Annotated in this window: 10 protein-coding genes and 1 pseudogene; 3 read left to right on the top strand and 8 right to left on the bottom strand. The window is 50.1% G+C overall.

Features of this window, described 5'->3' with window-relative positions:
- Positions 1-516 precede the first annotated feature (516 nt).
- Complete coding sequence (locus BSZ32_RS20395) at positions 517-798, top strand: GIY-YIG nuclease family protein (RefSeq protein WP_105043984.1); 282 nt, start codon at positions 517-519, stop codon at positions 796-798.
- A 30-nt stretch (positions 799-828) separates the two neighbouring features.
- A complete protein-coding gene (locus BSZ32_RS13965; RefSeq protein WP_165788859.1) occupies positions 829-1356 on the top strand; it encodes a tyrosine-type recombinase/integrase in 528 nt (175 codons plus the stop codon).
- Positions 1357-1859: 503 nt separating this feature from the next.
- Here the strand turns inward: BSZ32_RS13965 and BSZ32_RS13960 are convergent.
- The 6 genes from BSZ32_RS13960 to BSZ32_RS13935 all read right to left on the bottom strand — a co-directional run bounded on the left by BSZ32_RS13960 (position 1860) and on the right by BSZ32_RS13935 (position 13059).
- Complete coding sequence (locus BSZ32_RS13960) at positions 1860-2963, bottom strand: aminopeptidase (protein WP_105043983.1); 1104 nt, start codon at positions 2961-2963, stop codon at positions 1860-1862.
- Between the two features lie 92 nt (positions 2964-3055).
- On the bottom strand, positions 3056-4516 hold the full coding sequence (locus BSZ32_RS13955) for a DUF7133 domain-containing protein (protein ID WP_206018858.1): 1461 nt from the start codon (positions 4514-4516) through the stop codon (positions 3056-3058).
- A 23-nt stretch (positions 4517-4539) separates the two neighbouring features.
- Positions 4540-7167, bottom strand: coding sequence for a c-type cytochrome (locus BSZ32_RS13950; RefSeq protein ID WP_206018857.1), 2628 nt, complete (start codon positions 7165-7167; stop codon positions 4540-4542).
- Positions 7168-7298: 131 nt separating this feature from the next.
- Positions 7299-8072: a hypothetical protein gene (locus tag BSZ32_RS13945; protein WP_206018856.1), complete on the bottom strand. Its 774-nt coding sequence runs from the start codon at positions 8070-8072 to the stop codon at positions 7299-7301.
- A 90-nt stretch (positions 8073-8162) separates the two neighbouring features.
- Positions 8163-9578, bottom strand: a complete 1416-nt coding sequence (locus tag BSZ32_RS13940) for a C1 family peptidase (RefSeq protein ID WP_105043979.1) — start codon at positions 9576-9578, stop codon at positions 8163-8165.
- 136 nt (positions 9579-9714) lie between these two features.
- Complete coding sequence (locus BSZ32_RS13935; protein ID WP_105043978.1) at positions 9715-13059, bottom strand: 3-keto-alpha-glucoside-1,2-lyase-like domain-containing protein; 3345 nt, start codon at positions 13057-13059, stop codon at positions 9715-9717.
- Between the two features lie 292 nt (positions 13060-13351).
- Here BSZ32_RS13935 and BSZ32_RS13930 point away from each other — a divergent pair, with 292 nt between their 5' ends.
- Positions 13352-14092: a 3-keto-disaccharide hydrolase gene (locus tag BSZ32_RS13930; protein ID WP_105043977.1), complete on the top strand. Its 741-nt coding sequence runs from the start codon at positions 13352-13354 to the stop codon at positions 14090-14092.
- 374 nt (positions 14093-14466) lie between these two features.
- On the opposite strand, the pseudogene BSZ32_RS13920 reads toward BSZ32_RS13930, so the two are convergent.
- Positions 14467-15965, bottom strand: a pseudogene (locus BSZ32_RS13920) (FAD-dependent oxidoreductase).
- Positions 15966-16126: 161 nt separating this feature from the next.
- Complete coding sequence (locus BSZ32_RS13915) at positions 16127-17794, bottom strand: sialate O-acetylesterase (RefSeq protein ID WP_105043974.1); 1668 nt, start codon at positions 17792-17794, stop codon at positions 16127-16129.
- Between the last annotated feature and the right edge of the window lie 322 nt (positions 17795-18116).

Here is an 18116-nt window from a genome sequence, read left to right as displayed (position 1 = left end):
GATATCAGCAGTTTGATCATTTCGGAATTTAGTCGGCAAAGCATTGAACTGTCTAGGATTTTTTTAGAATGAGTGTGTATATCAGAAATTTTTGAGCAGGTTCTGATGGGATGAGTCCCCTTGCTGATATCATGTGTTCAAATCAGCACTAAAAAGAGAGATGAATAGGAGAAGCTTCCGAGATGTGTTCACCAGAACACTCTATGATTGACATTCTGACTTGATGTGGTTTATATGTTTTATGAGTGCTATTAAATCGCGCTGTTGTTGGCGAAAGGATCTCTCGGAGTTCCGTGGGCTTACGGATCGAGAACGGACTGGATTTTTACTGGTTCTGGAATGGTTTGAGAATTTTCGCCTGCGCAATGAACTAGAAGCGGGGCGGGATGCGGCGAAGGTGTTCTGGAGATCTGAGGTGGTGCGGGAAGATCGCCCTAGGGAACCATGGTCGCGTATAACGGCTTTGCCGCACGCGATCTAGATTTTAAAATTTAACGATTTCATGAGATTTTTATAATGTGTTATGTTTATGTTTTGCAGTCAGAAAAGGATAGAGGCTTGTATATAGGTTTTACTGCTAATTTAAGAAGGCGTCTGGCTGAACATCAGCAGGGTGTATCCATCTCAACAAAATCGAGGCGTCCATGGAGGTTGATTTATTATGAAGCTTATTTAGAGAAGTTGGATGCTGAGGGAAGGGAGAAATTTCTGAAGAGTGGAGCTGGTCGGACTTTCCTAAAGAAGCAATTAAGGAATCACTTTGAACTATTTCCTCTAACACCACGTGACCTCACGTAAAACAGCGATGCTGTACGTGGAGGTTTTTACGTGGTTGATGTGGATCGCGGTATGCTAACGGTGAGGGTGGGCAAGGGCGATAAGGATAGATGCACGGTACTTCCCAAAAGCTTGTGTAAAGAGATCGCGGAGCAGATAGAACGCGCGCGTGAAGTCTGGACGAGTGACCGAGAGGCGCAGCTGGCTGGTGTTTATATGCCGGGCGCACTGGCGCGAAAATTCCGTAAAGCCGCAGAAACGTTCGAGTGGTTTTGGTTGTTTCCGGCGCGTCAGACGTCGGTGGATCCTGAGAGTGACATACGCAGAAGGCATCATCTGCATGGTCAAGTTTATAATAAGGCGATCAAACGTGCAGCTGTGGCGGCGAACATTGAAAAGCGAGTGACTAGCCATGCTTTACGGCATTCGTTTGCTACGCATTTATTGGAAAACGGAGCTGATTTACGAACGATCCAAGTAATCCTAGGACATGAGGACATCACGACGACTGAGATTTATCTGCATGTCGCGATAGGCTCAAATGGGCTGGGGGTGGTGAGTCCGCTGGATGGGCTTTAGGGGCTGGTGAATGGTGAATTAGGAGGTTTAGCTTTCATTCGTCTTTTTCGCGGTAGAGAACGCTTCATCTGATAGGCCTGGGAGAAAGAGGCTGGAAGCGCTCTTCTACGTGACTGATGCTGACCTATGAGACAGACCAAATGAGACTATAAGCACTGTGATTCAGCAGCTTCGATGGATTATTTTGAGCGACCGAGACGGTCGCGCTACGTGCAGAGACCGTCACACTTCAGCCTTATCATTCGTGCGATTAGTGTGATTGGTGGTAGAGCAGTTTCATTGTGCTGGCCCTTTAGCGCCTTTCGTCTTTTTCGCGGTAGAGATCGCTTCATCGTGCTGGCTATTCGTATGGAGCCCCACCGCCCTCGTCAAGCCGAGCCAGCCACAGAGCGGTGTCGAGCCACACGCAGTCCAGAGGGGTGTCGCGGTGGTCCAATTAAGAATTTCAGCTAGGTGGGAGGATGTGCTGCCGAGCTGGGGCTTGGCGCTCCCAGGTGGGTGAGTTATTTGTAATTCAACTTTGCGAGTGATTTTGGTAGGAAAATTCCATCTTTGCGGATCAATTTACCATCAAAGTAGATTTCCCCACCACCGTAGTCCTTGCGTTGAATGCTGACCAGATCCCAGTGAACTTGGGAGCGGTTACCGTTGTCGGCGTCTTCATAGGCTTGGCCTGGGGTAAAGTGAAATGAGCCTGCAATTTTTTCGTCAAACAGGATATCGCGCATCGGTTCCATGATTTCCGGATGAAATCCGAGGGCAAACTCGCCGATGTAGCGAGCACCAGGATCCGCATCTAGGATGCTGTTCAGTTCCTTAGTCATGGCTCCGGCGTCTGCTTTGACGATTTTACCTTTTTTAAACTCTAGTCGAACGTTGTCGAAGGGAATTCCTTGGTAGAGGCTGGGCACGTTGTAGGTGATATAGCCCTCGGCGCTGTCCTTGACGGGTGAGGTGAACACCTCGCCGTCGGGGACGTTATAGTTGCCGCCGGAAGTGAGAGCTGGAATTCCTTTCATTGAAAATCGAAGATCCGTGCCGGGCCCTTTGATATGCACCTGGTCAGTTTTATTCATCAAGCGGCTGAGCGCGTTCATCGCTGGGATCAGGCTCTTATAGTCCAGCAGGCAGGCGCGGAAATAGAAATCCTCGAATGCCTCAGTGCTCATTCCGGCTTGTTGAGCCATGGACGGATGCGGCCAGCGCAGCACGCACCACTTGGTTTTTTTCACTCGGTGATCCAGCACCCCGCGCATGTGAGTCATGAGGGTCTTCATCTTGGAGGTCGGCACATCACTGTTTTCACAGATATTACTTGAGCCACGGATGGCTATGTAGGCGTCCATGTCCTTCATTTCGGCGAGCTGATGCTTGGCAACCATCTTGTATTGCTCATCGGTGCTGCCCATAGCGAGCTCACGACCAATCTGGCCGTGCTCGATCCTGACCACGGGGATGGCTTTTTTGGCGCGGATCTCACGGATCAAGGCGATGCCTATTTCATCCGGCACATCGAAGAGGTGAAGCATCACCTTCTCACCTTTTTTAACTGCGGTGGAATAATGAACTAGCTGACGGGCGAGCTGGGCGATTCTTGGATCTTGCATGCCGCAAAACTTACGGGTACGGAGCCAATAGTCAAGAGCCCGCACTCGCCAAATGGCATCAAGCTATTCAATCAGCGGATAGCCGTTCTAACCTATTTTTTCGGAATCTCATTGACGGTATAATATGCTTTGGTGTGCAGTAGTGGTTTTCCGTCCTTGGATTTCAGTGAATCGAGATTGAAATCGTGGATATGACCTTCGATGATTTCATCGAGCTGCAGCATGACTGAAAGGCCGTCTGCGGAAGGTTCTGCTTTGGTGACCTTACGCGTTGTTTGATCTACTTCCGGACTACCGTAACCACCACGGAAAATGTGGGTGTAGGTGGTAATATTATAAACGTCCGGGTTAGCTGCGACTACTTTATCAATCGGTTTGGTAAAGGTGAATAGGAAGCCTGTCTTCTTGATATTGATTTCCTTGACCTCGAAGGGAACCTTGCCATTCCAATCGATACGCTGGATAGCATAGGGTTCCGTGCCGCGGACTGGCCACTGCCTACTGGTGGTAAAACCACCGGCCATCAGCTGACCTTTGGGAGTGAATTCGACATTCATGATGCCGGTGGAGAGTCCCTCACGGAAAGGATAGCATGCACCCTGCCAGACACCGTTTATCTTTTCGGTGGTTGCCCGCATGATGAGGCTCAAGGTGTAGTCGCCGAGGAATATCTGATTTTCGAAGGGGCCGAATTTGCCGCCGGTCTGGTTTAAGTTGAAGCCAGATATCGAGCGTCCCATTTTGATGTATGGAAAACGAATCGCCGGAGGCACGAGTTCCTTGATCCTGTTTTTTTCCAGCTGAAATCGCGAAGGTGAGTCAGGCGTTACCTTGGGTGTGTCCATGCCGGGGACAAACGGGTACCAGTTGTAGCTTGCCGGATGCCCAAGAAAGCCGCCCGGCTTGAGGTGTTTCAGCGAGCAACAACCATTCCATGGCCCCTGGCTCTCGATGCAGAACATCGCGCCCTCGGCATTCGGGCCAACGCCTCCAGGGCTACGCAAACCACTGCAAACGGGTATCATTTTGCCATCGGGTGTAATCTTGACCGCCCAACCGCGGAATAGGTTGTGGGAATTGTAGGAACCGCTCAAGCCGAGAGCCACCCAGATGTTTCCATCTGGATCGTGTTTTGAGCCAAAGGCGAACTCGTGACCTTCCGCGTATCCCCAGTTATTACTCAGGGTATCGTAGCGGTCCGCCACGCCGTCGCCATCGGAGTCGGAAATTTTGGTAACTTCGCCAAACTGGGTGGTGGTCATGGCATTATCCTTCCATGAAAGACCGAAGATTTCATCCTGCCCAGTGGCGAACAGCTTATACTCCGGCGCCGGCGGGGAATCAAAAGCACCTTTGACTAAATAGATATCGCCCTTGCGGGTACCCACTGCCAAGCGCCCATCTGGGAGCATGTCAAAGCTGCCGGGTCTCATGGGAATATTCTGTGGGATCGGTATGTTGACGATGGGATAATATTTTGCCTCCTCCTCGGCGGTGCCCCACATTTTGCCGAGCTCCTCGGCGGACAGGAAGGACGTGAGAGCAACAGACAACAGTGTCAGTCTAGTGAGTGAATTTACCATTGGTATTCGAGAGTGAGAGTTAATTTCCCTTTGGATACTTTGAGAGGAATCAGCACATCTCCAGCATCTCCCTTACGGACAATTGCTTTTTGTCCACTGGTGATGCGAACCTGTAACTTGCCCATTGTGAAGTCACTTTCCGACTGCGCTGTGATCCCCTTGCCTGCTAGGATGCGGAAATAGAACGGTTCTTGGTCATCTGAAGATTCGAAGTTTAGCGTGCGCTTGAACCGCGCTTTTCCTTTTTCCTCTTCGACGGCTTCAAAGAAATCCTCCACCATAATGTCCCCATACTCATACAGGAAAGTCGGCCTCCGCAGTTTATCTAAACGGTATCCACGGTACTGGTAGCCATGGTCTTGAGGGAACAGGTAGTTTGTCTTCGCCTTGTATGGCCAATGCGCATCCAGCGACTTGAGACGGTGAAACGGAATCCCCTTGGGGAAGGTAATCTGCTCCTTACCGCTAACCTTGAAAGAACCGAGGCTCACATTCGCGAAGGTCCCCTTCCAAAGAAGCCGCAAAGCCATTTCCTCGGAATCGAACGCCAGATTGAGTCGCTCGGGATAGCCTACACCAATCGCACGGAAGCCTGCTTCTGTCCCGCGTCCACGCACCATCTCAGCCTTATCGAATACACGCAGCTGATCAGATTGACGTGAAAGCCCCTCGGGCTTTTTCGCCCGTGGACCATCTTCTAGATATTTCCAAAGTGCTTCGATTTGCTGAGCAGAATCGCCTTTAAGTACATCGGGACGGATCGACTTCCCACCTGGCCAGAAGCTGGGCATAATGCCCGTGGTGTGGAAACGTGACGGGTTTCTCATGAAAATATGAAACCAATTTTTTTGCACCCGATCGGTGACATTAACAAGATCAAGCGCCCCCGCACCTAGCGGGTTTTTGCCATTGAAGTCGTGGCAGGCTATGCAGCTGAAACCTTTGGTTCCAATCATGTTGTAGCCAGCATTTTTTGATTCTTGGATGTTAGTAATTTTCGGGAAAGTGACATTTTCCAAGGTATCGACTTTGCCGAAGAGCTCGATTAAGTGCTCTACGTTTTCAGCTCCATACTGAGGCATTTTGGTATGGATATAATCCCGTTGGGTTTTCCCGTGGAGCATGACTTCCCGCATCCATTCTGGAGTGATTTTCGCTCCAACATGTGACAGGTTAGGAGGAAGGCGTCCCTGTTCACCAAGCTCAGGGTGCGTTCCGGTGAAGTAGGGATTTCGCTTTGTATCGATCCCGCCAAGCCCATCTCTGTCGTGACAAGCGATACAATTGAAAGTGGTGAGAGTCTTGTTTATCTTTTCCCGGTCGTTGAGTTTTCTTTTCTCAGCGACAGGTAAAAACTTGTTCATCAGCTCGAGTTGCTTGGTGCCAAGTCCGTAGTGAGGGTGTTTCCCAACCGAGTCGCTGATGCAACCTTTCCCTGCCGAAAGCTGGGCAAAGGGTGTGCTATATATTGGCTGAATTTTAAGGTCGGTATGGCAGCTCGCACATCCCAAATTGGCAAAATATTCACGTCCACGCTTGGCTAGCACGGCATCTACTTTGGGTGCTACAAACTCTGGAATCGGTTGCTTTGAAACAGACAACATCGACGAAGCAATCGGAGTGCGCTTCCTACCGGGACCCTCCAATTCTAGGGAAAACTTTTTATCGTCTCCAGTGTGGTAATACGACACCTTGAGCTTCTGCCAGCCTTGTTTCAGATCCAGAGTGGTTTTCAACTCCGTGGGAGCACGCAGTTGGCTAGGTTCCAAAGAGAGCAGTTGCTTACCATTGATCGCTAGAGTGCCGCCATTGAGCGTTAGATAAAAAGTATAACTTCCGGCTTTGGGGATTTTTAACCAGCCATCATACTCGACGGCATATTGGCGTTTTATTTTACCAAGGGTTTTTAGGTTAAAGTCATCGACATGACCCGCTCTGATCGCCTTGACGCCGTCGGTTCCGATACCTTCCCAAATACTTCCCTGATAGAGGGTGTAATTAAGGTGACCCGGCATCTGGGTGTCACGCAACAAGTAGTTGGAAATGGCCTCGAGTTCCTTTGCTGGCAACTTGAGATCGGGCATCCGTCCGGATGGACGGACGGCATGTGGATTCATTAGAAATTTGACTAAACTCTTGCCGCTATATTTCTTGTGCAGCGCACCGAGCGGGACGGACGTATCCTGCATCAGCTCCACCCCTTCCGCATCGCGAGGCGAATGACAAGCGATACAACCACGCATATGGAATAGCCGTTCCCCTTCTGTGGCAGCTACTACATCCGGGAGTTGGGGTGCAAAATCGTTTTTCTCCAACGACAGCAAGAAATGGGTGATAGATTTGGCAATCTCAGATTTTTCATTCTGGTCCTTACTAGCGAGGACATCCGGCATGGTGGTTCCGGGCTTGATTTTGTGTGGATTGCGGATGAATTCCTCCAAGTAGTTTGGATGAATGCGCGAGCCAACTCCTGTGAGCCGCGGTGCTTTTTTTGATCGGCCGGCAAATACCGCATCACTCTGGTGGCATGCCACGCAGTTGAGTTCCTCCACCATGACCATGGCTTTGAGCTCCGGATTGAGCTTGCTCGAAGAGAGTCCAGAAACAATGGGTTCTGCCATTGCAGCAGGTGCCATTACTAAGGCCAAAAAGACTCCAATATTTTGTTTTAAAGATTGCCTCACAGAATGTTAGGTTACGTTAGATTCGCTGTATTGCCAAAGCGGAAAAAAGGTAGAAGCGAGTTTTACCTCTATTTGAGAGGACCCCATATCTGCACCATCAGATCGTGAAGCAAGGGATCGTGCAGCTGGAGCTCAGCTCTCACAAAGGGATAGAAATCGTTGCGGTAAAAGTAAGCTTCAACTCCCTCGGCAAAATATTCTTTATGATCCGTTGCGGCATAAGCGCGCACCTTTTTTCCAGTGTAGAGTAGCACCTCGTCGTAAAGCTTTGCTTTCATCGCCTTGTTGTAGGCCTCTTTGATGCGTGGCTCTTCGAAACCGAGTATCTGGTCATGATAACCATGCGCTAGCTCGTGCAGTATGACGGCTGGCTGCTTGATCATTTGGCTTCGACTTAAGAGATCTGAAGCATGAGCGATATGCACTTTTTTTACCAATCGAGCATCATGGCCATTATCAGTCAGCCATTTTTCACCTGGATGGTATTGCATGCCGGTAAGCTCAGGATGTGAATGTTCAACCCAGATCCCTACCTGCCGTAAGCCTTTCAGTTGCTCGCCTGTGACGAGAATCGAAATTCTTTGCAAATGATTTGCCAACATTGTTAGAGCCTTAGATCCTTCCTCAGCATATTCCCCTTCTAGCAACTTCGGTTCGATATGAACCGTCCAGCCCTCAATATTCTTTACAACAGGATCAAATTTGACGGCCTTGGTTGCTTCTTTGTTGGCAATTGTTTGTTGCTTACCACTAGTTTCATGCGCCACGGCAGAAGCCAGTGTGGCACATATGGCTACAGAACAAACAAGTAACTTGCTGGCGACGGATCTATTATTTCTCATCACTCGATGTGACTTTATGCAATTCATTGCCTAGATATAATCGCCTCCACCCACAGGTCACTAAGAAAATTCGATAACGCAGTAGAACGATCACATACTCCTCATCGACGGATACCATGCTGGCAGTTCGCGCGGAGCGTCTTCGAAACATGCTAGGGTCTCGGCTGGAACGTGACGTTTGTGCACAATGATGGTGTAAACGTGCTCATCGAACCAATCGTTGTGCAAGGTCCACGCACCCTTATCCCCCTTGTCTTCACCCCAGCTGTTTTCTACAAGCCATTTACGGGGTTCTCCATTCTTGTCCAGATCCACTCCCATCAGAGCCATAGCGTGCCCCACTATTCCGGAATGAAAACGAATTCTATCTTCCTTACTGACTGCCAAGTCGAGCTCGAACAGTGCCTCGTAATCATAGAGCTGATGCTCCATAATACCATGCTGCATCGAGTGATCAAATTTCATATCAACCGCGAACCACAACGGCTCGTTGGCGAAGATCGAAGCTGCCGCAATTTTCTTCATCGAACTTGGTGCAACGTTCACGTAATGCATGTCCCCTTTTCCGACGATGTTTTGGGTTCGGCCTAAACTGTAATGCTTATTCAGCTCGTTTTTGGCGTCGTGATAGAGGCAAACATACTCACTCAATGGAAGCCCAACGTATTTCTTGTAGAACGACTGCGGAGTGTAATGCTCTAGAGTAGTTAGATTCTGATCATCGGCCACACAAGCTTCTCCCTTAGTGTCTCCACTGCTCGCGTCTTGATTGCTTTTGCTACGCTTATAACGCCATTCAAAATCGGTAGGTGGTTCGCCGAGGTTGATGACAAGAAATCTGTAAACATCTTTGAGTGCCGTGTTCTTTTCCTCGCGCAGGGAATCCTCATCGCAACCTTGTTCGTGCTTTTCCAGAATACGTGATGCCCAAACCGTGAGTAATCGCTCGAGAATGTGATTGAAGGTCGCGGTATGCTCACTGCTGTAGGTCTCAGGCATCACTGAAACAGGAATCACCCCATATTTTTCGACAAGGCTCGCCGCAAAGTTCCACCAACCTCCATCTTCTAAGGTCATCTTGTTCACCATTTCCCAGTCGCGATCCAGGAAATCGGTATCGCGCAATTCGATGATCGACTCAAGGTAGACGTTAGCCTTTTCCAGCTTGTCCCAGAACTGTAGATAAACGGTCGAAAACTGAAACCCTTCCATGCCGTAATCACGGATCACCTGAGGTCGCATCACATTGAGTGCCGCGAACATCCAGCAACGTCCGGACTGCTGCTGGTTCATGATTCCTTTTGACTTAATCCGATGACTAAAGTGGCCGTCATCGCCTCTCATCACATTCCGATTCAGCGCTAAGGAATTAATAGCATTGTTCGTCACTGCGTTGTGACAAGCCTGGTCACTCGCGTCCATGGTGTATCCTTCACGTAATTCTGTGAGAAATCCGGACGTAAGGTTGCCGGAAGCGACCGAGGGTAATAATTGGGAGTGTGGCATTATAGTGTTGTTGTTAGGTATTAGATGTTAGCGCTTCAGAAGTAGCGTATTTTTTATCATAGGAGGTGGTGCAGCCCCCCCTAACAGGACAACTGGCATCAAGTATTTACTCTGGATGGTACTTTGATAGTGCGTCCTATTGAGTAGGGATTTTGTGCAGCGTGTAGTACGCCTTGGCGAAATACTTGCCGTGTTTTTTACCAAATGCAGTATTCACTAGATTGAGCTTATAGACACGTGAACTGTCCGAGCTCTTTTCCTTTTTAACTTGGAAATTATCCAAGGTGATAGAACAAACCGTTTTGGCATCGTTCCACGAGCTCTTCAATACCTTCTCTTCACGTACATCCTGTTTGGGTGAACCGTATTCGTTGCTGTTCATGTAATACCAAGATGCGCATCCAATATTTTCGGTTTCATCCACACCTGACTGAGGCTGTGTGAAATGAACATCAAAACCCTTGTTAGTGACTTTGACAGTCTTGATAGCATCCACTGGAACTTTAGGATCATAGACAATGCGTTGCAGGGCATACGTGTTACCACCGCGTGAGCGCCAGCCACGTCCTGTCTGGCCTATCCAAAGGCTGGAGTCTGCTGGGTTGAATCTCAGTCGCATAGCACCTGACTTCAATCCCTCGGCAAAAGGAATTGCCACTGCCTGCTCCTGACCATCAACCACTTCAGAATCGACGCGGTAAATATTCGACTGCAACTGGTCGCCCAAGAACATCTGCCCTTGGAAAGGACCGAAAGCAATCTTGTCGGTCAAAAACTCAGGTGATCCAGGCGCATTCATCACCTCACCATGAGGTAACAGAAGGATAGGTAATTCACGAGTATCCTTAACGGCATCCCACTTGACCTCAGGGCTATCCACGTTCATTCCGGGGATGTCGATCAGGCCGTTGGGGTTTCCATAAAAAAGACCCTTCTTGACCTTGAACATCTTTGAGGTACCGACGTATTCGCCTTGGTTCTCGGTATAGACGATCTCGTTTTTAGGTGACAAAGCCAGACCTGCTGGGCTACGGAAACCGCTGGCAAATATCTCAGTATTCCCCTTATCGTCAGAACTCAGCATCCATCCACGGAGGCCACCGACAGTGCCCATCCAACGGCCATTGGCCTTATACATGCCAGCAACCTCGTTACCTAGGTTCAGACTGAACAGGTATTTACCGTTCTGTTTAATCGGCCCGTGAAGGTACTCATGGTAGTCACCATTGAAGCGGAACTTGTCCGTGATGTTTTCGCGTTGCTCCGCCCAGTGATCGCCATCGCTGTCGATCAAGCGAGTAAGACCCGCCTTTTCACCGATCACGATATCTTTTTCAGAGTTCACTACTAGTCCGATGGACTCGTAAGTTCCTTCGGCGAATAGGTGCCATTTCCCATCGACAACTTTCCAAACACCGGCAGTACGGGTAGAAACGTATGCCTCGCCTTTATAAAACTCGATGCCTAGAGCCTCGAACACCAATTCGCGGTCAAAGGGGTCTGTAGGTGGCGTGCCATCTTCAACACGGTATCCTGGGGGCAGGTTCAACTTTTTCTTGGGATCCTTCCACACTGACTCTTTCCACACCAATTCCTGAGGAGCGTAGGACTCGGTGGCTTGTATATCAGAAGTGTATAGATCACCCTCTAGTTTCGGCAATGTCGCACTGAATGTGGCTGACTGATGGTCGCCAGCTGGGACAGTCCACTTTCCGCCAGAAATCTTTCCGTGCGAAACTTTCACATTTTTGAGTTTCTCTTCTGGGATGACGAAGACCTGTTCGCTTTTGAGATCGAAATTGAATTTCGCATCAAGCTGCAAGGCCTTGCTAATGTTCACCTCAAGAGCAACCTTATTGTCCCCGACCATGTATTTGAAGGTGGGAACTTTTTGCTTTGGTGTGTCCACCCCGAGGAATTTGGCTGGAAAGCCACCAACCACTGCGAGGAAGTCAGACTTATCTGCCAAAAATTCAGCTGACTGCTTTTCGTCGAACAAGCGTGCTGGTGAAGCAAACGTCAGGTCAACCAATTTACCTTTCGCATCGTAGGGTTGGAATAAGTTTTCAACACCGTAATCTCTGGACTTGTGTCCTTGATCTGCGCCACCTTTACCTCGGCCGACTTGATCATTTTTACGCATGAATGGTCCGTCCCAAATCTGAGCGACCGCCATATTGCGTGGGTCAAATGTGTAGCTAATATCACCGGGAAGACCGACTTGGTAGGCACGGGCTGACACACTCTCGCCCATATCAACACGCTCAAGTCGTGGGAAATCCTTGACCCATTTGGATATCGGGTCTTTTTCCAACTCATACTTAGGATTGGGTTTATCTATCCAAGCAACAGAAGGACCGGCATCCTTCTTCACATTTAGTGTGCGAAGGTAACTGTAGAGCGCATCCACCTCACCATCGTTCAGCAGCTTGAAGCTATACACCGGCATCACAGGTAGATGGGGTGTGCCATCAGCCTTGAGTGTCAATGCCTCCTGAGGTCTGCGTAGGGAAAATTTAAGATATTCAATATCCGCGGGAAGCGTCTTCTTGTGTCCCTCGTCAACCTCGAGCACTTTGACATCCCTGCCCTTGAGAGTGAATAAACCATGGAAAGATGGACCAGTCTTGATTTCACCTTTCACTGTGCTGTGACACACCATGCAACCTTTGTTATCGAATAACTCTTTTCCATACGCAATCGAGTTGATGAGTGGACGTCCTTTGCTGTTTAATGGTGCAGCTTCGGCCCCTTCAAGAGGTTTTTCGCCACTTGTGCTGAGTTCTAGCTTTTTCAGCTCAATTTTGCGAATCGCGATGGGGCCGTGATCGCCTTGGATGTAGAGGGCTTCAGCAGCAGCACTCTCGTCACCAAATTTTGACGAGCGAGTGGGTCCCTTGGATACCTGATTTTCTTGAACCAATTGTCCGTTGACGAGGACTTTGATAAACTTAGCATGGTGGGTCTTGCTACCATCCTTGGCAAATCGAGGCGCACGGAAAACCACTTCCATCGTCTGCCACTCACCAGGAGCTTTCGCCGCATTGACTTTCGGTGCCACACCTTCGAATCCCTTTGGATTACGATCGTCATCCCAGCGCTGGTAGAGTCCGCCCAGATCCGCCGGACCAAATTTCTTCCGACCAAAGCTATCAAGAATCTGAATCTCATAACGGCCCATGAAGTAGACACCTGAATTCGATCCCTTGGGAACCATGAATTCCAGCTTCATCTGTACATCTTGAAATTTCTCCTGTGTGCGCAAAAAATCCGCTTTCTCAGTCTTTCCAGCCTCTGACATATTGGAAATTAAGTTCTCACCTTTGCGAACCACGGTTAGATTTTTAGCCGAGTGCCTGACCTCACCAAAATGCCCCCATTTTCCCTGTGGTTCAAATTGCTGCTTCAGCTCTTTTGCGTCTAGGGCTCCAATACCGAGTATTACGGCTAGGACTGGATTAATCAATTGCTTCAATTTCATAAAAAAATTTCTCTTCGAATTTTGGGCTCGATAGCATCCACACGTATGGTTGAGGCTTCCGGATATTATGAATCCTTCGTGCGTGTGTGCGCGTAAAACATGGCTAAAACTCCTCCCGATGTCAACAGCTCTCTTCTGCGCCACCTACCCCAGTATGCAAGTAGGATATCGTGACGGAAACACTTGCAAGAAAGGAGGGTAGTGCGCAAATTACTTGGGTGCACAGTTTGTGCTGTCGCAGGGACTTCTCCGAGTTCAAATTAACCAATTTACACTAGCCCAAATTCAAATCATGACGACCACATTCCACTCCCTAGGTGAGCTCCGCCACTCAAGCCCTACTCTTCTGCTTTCTTTCGGGCTCTTCCTCCTCCCTCTTTTGTCCTCCGCGGCCGATCCTGGCGTTGGCACCACCAAAGGACTCCTCGACACCCCGCGCCCCAAGGACGCCGTTGAACTAGTCGGGAAAACCGGGCACATTCTCGTCGCCGAATCGAAATTCAAGAACCAATGGACCTTCAAAGACGGCGTTCTCACCGCCTCGCCCAAGTGGGACAGCTTGGTCACTCCGGAGAGCTACCAAGACTTTCGGATGCATGTGGAATTCAATGTCAACGAGGTCCCCAATGCCGACCCCGAGGCTAATGGTAACTCCGGAGTCTACATCCAACAACGCTATGAGTTGCAGATTCTCAATTCCCACGGAGTGTCCGCCGAAGACTACAAGGCCAGTTACGCCGGCAGTCTCTACAAACAGAAGAAGCCAGACAAGTTAGTCTCCAAACCCGCGGGCGAATGGCAGACCTACGACATCGTCTTTCGCGCAGCCCGCTTCGACGGTGATAAGAAAACGGAAAACGCCCGCATCACCGTGCGCCAGAACGGCGAACTCATCCACGACGACTACGCCTTGACCAACAAGACCGGTGCTGGAAAGAAGGAAGGCTCGCAGCCCTTGCCTATCAAATTACAGGGACACGAAAATCAGGTCCGCTTCCGCAACATCTGGATCCAACGCTTGAAGCTAGACTAGCCAGCCCTCCACAAAAAATAATTGCTAGCAGCTAATACCAATTGAACAGTCATCTTAGCGGAATGATGTTTTTCAAGGTTGAGTGAAACAGTCAGCGGAGCTGAGATAGAAGGGACGCCGAATGATTGCATTCTAGCGGCGTTACGCGTCGGTCACATAGCCCGCTATGTTCCTTCCTTGTGCCTTGCTACAATGCAATCATTGACGTCATTCAGCCAATCTGACTGTTGAAATGGTGTAAGATGCTGTTCTGTGCCGTCGATATTTTCGGCGGTCACAATAAAACCGGCCGCTTCACGCGGCTACCCAGCCACCGCTCATCTCCACGGTAGCCACAACAATCATTTAGGGCTTCGCGGCGGAAGCCACGGCCACTAAGGCAGGCGCTGGTCGTCTTTGACCAACTGGCTGCGGAGAGTTTTGTAGGGGACTGCTTGCACGCTGGAATTCGCATCGATAGCTAGACTGGCTGCAGTACTGGCGCTTTGTCCAAGTACCATAAAGACGGGTTCCATCCGGATCGATCCGAAGGCGATGTGGGTGGATGAAAGTGCCCACGGGACGAGGAGATTCACACACTCTTCCTCATCTGGCACGATGGATCGATAGGAAACACCATAGGGTTTCCCTCCAATGTGTGTCTGGATATCTCCCTCATTCCTAACCATTCCGTTGTGTACGAAGCGTTGAGTATTATGTGAGTCGAGCGTGTAAGCGCCCATACCTACTGGATCCTCCACTAGAATCTTGTTCTTGCAATGAGCCTCAGTCATCACGAGGCTAGACTTCATCCGCCGAGCCTCGCGGACGTAAAGGTTGTAGGGCCAGTGGCCGTTGTCAACGAACTCGTCCTTTGGTAACCCCCAAGATGCGTACATCTTGCGGATTTTTTCTGGAGCACGCGGATGATGCTGTAGAGTCCAGACCAGTCCGAGTTGCCAGTCGCGGTGTCTCGCGGCGAGTGCCTCGCGCTCCTTGTGATCAAGCGTAGACCAGTCCCAGCCCTTGCCATAATTCTCTCCAATGAAATCGGTAGATATGCCGCCGGTGTTGTTGGAATCCGTTTTTTTGTTAGGCATGGGAGAGGTTTTGAAAAAACCCCATTTCTGACCGGCCTCGATCGAGCGGAAAAGCAGTTCGTAATTTTTTCGTCGTATCCGTCTGGTTTTTTTATAGCCACGCGGTTGTCCTCTGTATTGGTGAGAACCATACGGTAACAGTAGGCTTGAAGATTTTTATCGCCGTCGCCTTTTGCTCCTGCCATATTCGGATTAATCCCCGGCAGCAGGCCGCTCTTGGCATCGCCCTTCACCATATAGTGATCGATCCCTTTCCGCAGCTGGTTCTGTTTTGATGGCCCCGTGATACCGTTACCAGTCTCGCCACAGAGCGCATTGGGCTCGCGGCCGATCATGAACGAAACACCAGCACCGGGGAGCAGGTCACCTTCGTAAGAAGCATCGATAAACATTTTACCTTCCACGCTTGAGCCATCCTCAAGCATAATCTTGGAAATTCGCTTGCCGGTCTTCTGCACACCATCTTTAAGATCGAGGCGACCTTGAATCACTATGACTCCAGTCTCCTTGACCATTTGGTCAAAGATAGCCTCGGCAACCTTGGGTTCGAAAACTGACGCGAGTTTCGTCGCTGAATTGAATGCTTTGGTTCCTTGTCCCTTGTCTCCAAATTCAGAACGTTTTTGCTGTTTCCAGGCAACATCGTTTTCATAATGCTTGTATATTTTGTGGTAAAACTCCCGGGATAATCCACCGAGGATCGCCGGATTGCCAATATCGGTCCACCCCAGTCCGCTGCTTGTCAGCCCACCAAGGTGTCCGTATTGCGACACAAGAATAACTTTTTTGCCCATTCGGGCAGCCTAGACGGCGGCGGTGACACCACCTGAGGCGTCGCCGTAGACAACCACGTCTGCCTGATGAGTTTCGGCCGCCGTGGCGGAAGTCACCGCGACGCACACACTAAGAATGGGAAGGGCTATCGCCCTGACAAGTTGACGACCGAGGAAGCTCATTATTTTTTGATGGCGGAATTGATAGTTGGTTCGCCGCCAGCCATCAGGTTAGCGAGGCTGCGGCCCATCGCATCACCCATCAGGATGAAGCACTTGGCGCTGCCATGATAGTGGAAGCCCTTGTTGCTGGTGGCACGGCTCCGGACCATCGCTGCTTTTTCATACTCGGGTGAGCCTTTTTCAAAGGAGCTCATCACCTGTTTCAGAAGATCAAGTTCCATAGGGAAATAGGGTGCGGTGTTCACGACATCAACAGTTCCAGCGAGCTCGGGCATTTGTGAGGCTTGGAGCATTCCCTTGTTGGCTCCTCCTGTGAATGCCTGAGCTTTAAAGCCGGCCATCCCCAGAGTGCCACAAACGACGGGCATGTTCGGAGTCTTTACTTTTTTACGGAAGTCTTTGATCAACTGAGCAAATAGCTCACCGTAGGCCGGGTTGTCTTTATCACTGTATCCTTGGAACCAGACTAGGCCGGCGACTTCGAAGCCCACTTTCGGGTCGTAGTCGGGGTAGTATTTACCAGGGTCGGCGAGAACTTTGTCGACCTGCGGCAGCACCTGGCTCCAGCACCAGGATAGTTTACCTTTTTTGGTAGGTGCCGGGCGGGGTGTGTACTCGTTGCCTGCTTTTTTCGCAATTGCGCCCATCTTTATATTCCATGCCTCGCGGCTGGCTTTTTCGATCGGAGTTTCCACGCCATCGAGCGATGGTGTCCGCCATGCGTCGGCGATGGAAGTGTTTCCCCATGAGCATTTGACCAGTAAAATGGGAGCATCGACTTGACGTTCGAGGGCGATTCCTACGCCGTACTCAGGTCCGATGGTTGTGATGTCACCGCCGTAACCTACGCTGAGTGGCCCCTGGGTGCTGCGGTCGATACCGGATGTTCCCTCCGAGCCACCGATCGCGCCGTGGCCGAAGATGCGGGTGCGTTTGGCGATCGGTAGACCTAGGTGTTTCTGCGCTAGTCCGGCGTAGATTGCGCGGTTCTTTTCAGCGTCTGGCCCTTGATCTTTCGGGTTGATTTTAGCCTCCTTTACGGCGGCGTTGAATGCGTCGAAATCTGCGTCGGTCGCACCCTTGAGATAGTTCTCGTTGGCCTGTTTGACGGCTGCGGCATTCACCTTATCGCGTAAGATCAACTCGTTGTAGGCGTCATCGCACGTAAACTTGTTCTCCTTGGAGTCGAGGATGTCTTTAATGCGTTTGTAGATCCCCTCTTCCTCGGCTTTCTGGTCGAGGAATGCATAGACATTGCTACGGCCAGGCTCGGGTTTTTCGCCCCATTCTTTTTTCCATTCGACGCCATTGGCTTCCCTGACGCGTTGGCGCCACTTCATGCGTGAGTCTCTACGCGCTTGGACTAGGTCCAGCACCTCTTGCTTTTTCGGACCTTGATAGTAGCGAGCGCCGCTCCAGTAGAAATTCCAATCGAAGTAGCGGGTTTCAAGCACGGTGGCTTCGCGCGGTGGCACGTATTGCGGCTGGGTCATGTACCAGGCGGTCGGCACGGCGGCCAAGCCAACCATATTCGACTGACCGAAACAGAAGACAATCTGGAGTTTTTCCTTTTTGATTTTCTCTGCGGCGGCGGTGGCTGTAAATGTCGTGCAGGCCGCAACTAGAGCTACGGCGGGTACGACGCGAGATAGAATGCTATTTTTCATATGGGTGATGGATTGCTTTTTAACGATGGAAAGAAGCGAAGACAAGTGAGTTTTTCTTAGATTGGGGTGAATTTTCAAGGAGTGGTCCCTCAATACAATCAATTAGGCGGAGGCGATCAACTATTCGCCTTTCTCGGCGTTATAGTGTTCAGCGAGGGCCATCAACGCTGACAATGTGGATTCCATCCATGTTTTGTCCCCGCGATGTGGGAATTCAAGTGTGCTGTCATAGTGATGTTTGAGCCCTTCCCTGTCGAGAAGCTCGTGTGTTTGCCCGGTCTGCTTGCCCCAGAGCTTCTTGCCGCCTGTTTAGGAATCAAGA

Source organism: Rubritalea profundi (assembly GCF_002954445.1).
GTDB classification, from domain to species: Bacteria; Verrucomicrobiota; Verrucomicrobiia; order Verrucomicrobiales; family Akkermansiaceae; genus Rubritalea; species Rubritalea profundi.
This window is presented reverse-complemented; position numbering and strand designations above follow the sequence as displayed.

Excerpts from the sequence above, each read along its gene's own strand:
- BSZ32_RS20395 (WP_105043984.1), top strand. The coding sequence starts at position 517 with ATGTGTTATGTTTATGTTTTGCAGTCAGAAAAGGATAGAGGCTTGTAT.
- BSZ32_RS13960 (WP_105043983.1), bottom strand. The coding sequence starts at position 2,963 with ATGCAAGATCCAAGAATCGCCCAGCTCGCCCGTCAGCTAGTTCATTAT.
- BSZ32_RS13950 (WP_206018857.1), bottom strand. The coding sequence starts at position 7,167 with ATGGCAGAACCCATTGTTTCTGGACTCTCTTCGAGCAAGCTCAATCCG.
- BSZ32_RS13945 (WP_206018856.1), bottom strand. The coding sequence starts at position 8,072 with ATGAGAAATAATAGATCCGTCGCCAGCAAGTTACTTGTTTGTTCTGTA.
- BSZ32_RS13940 (WP_105043979.1), bottom strand. The coding sequence starts at position 9,578 with ATGCCACACTCCCAATTATTACCCTCGGTCGCTTCCGGCAACCTTACG.
- BSZ32_RS13935 (WP_105043978.1), bottom strand. The coding sequence starts at position 13,059 with ATGAAATTGAAGCAATTGATTAATCCAGTCCTAGCCGTAATACTCGGT.
- BSZ32_RS13930 (WP_105043977.1), top strand. The coding sequence starts at position 13,352 with ATGACGACCACATTCCACTCCCTAGGTGAGCTCCGCCACTCAAGCCCT.
- BSZ32_RS13915 (WP_105043974.1), bottom strand. The coding sequence starts at position 17,794 with ATGAAAAATAGCATTCTATCTCGCGTCGTACCCGCCGTAGCTCTAGTT.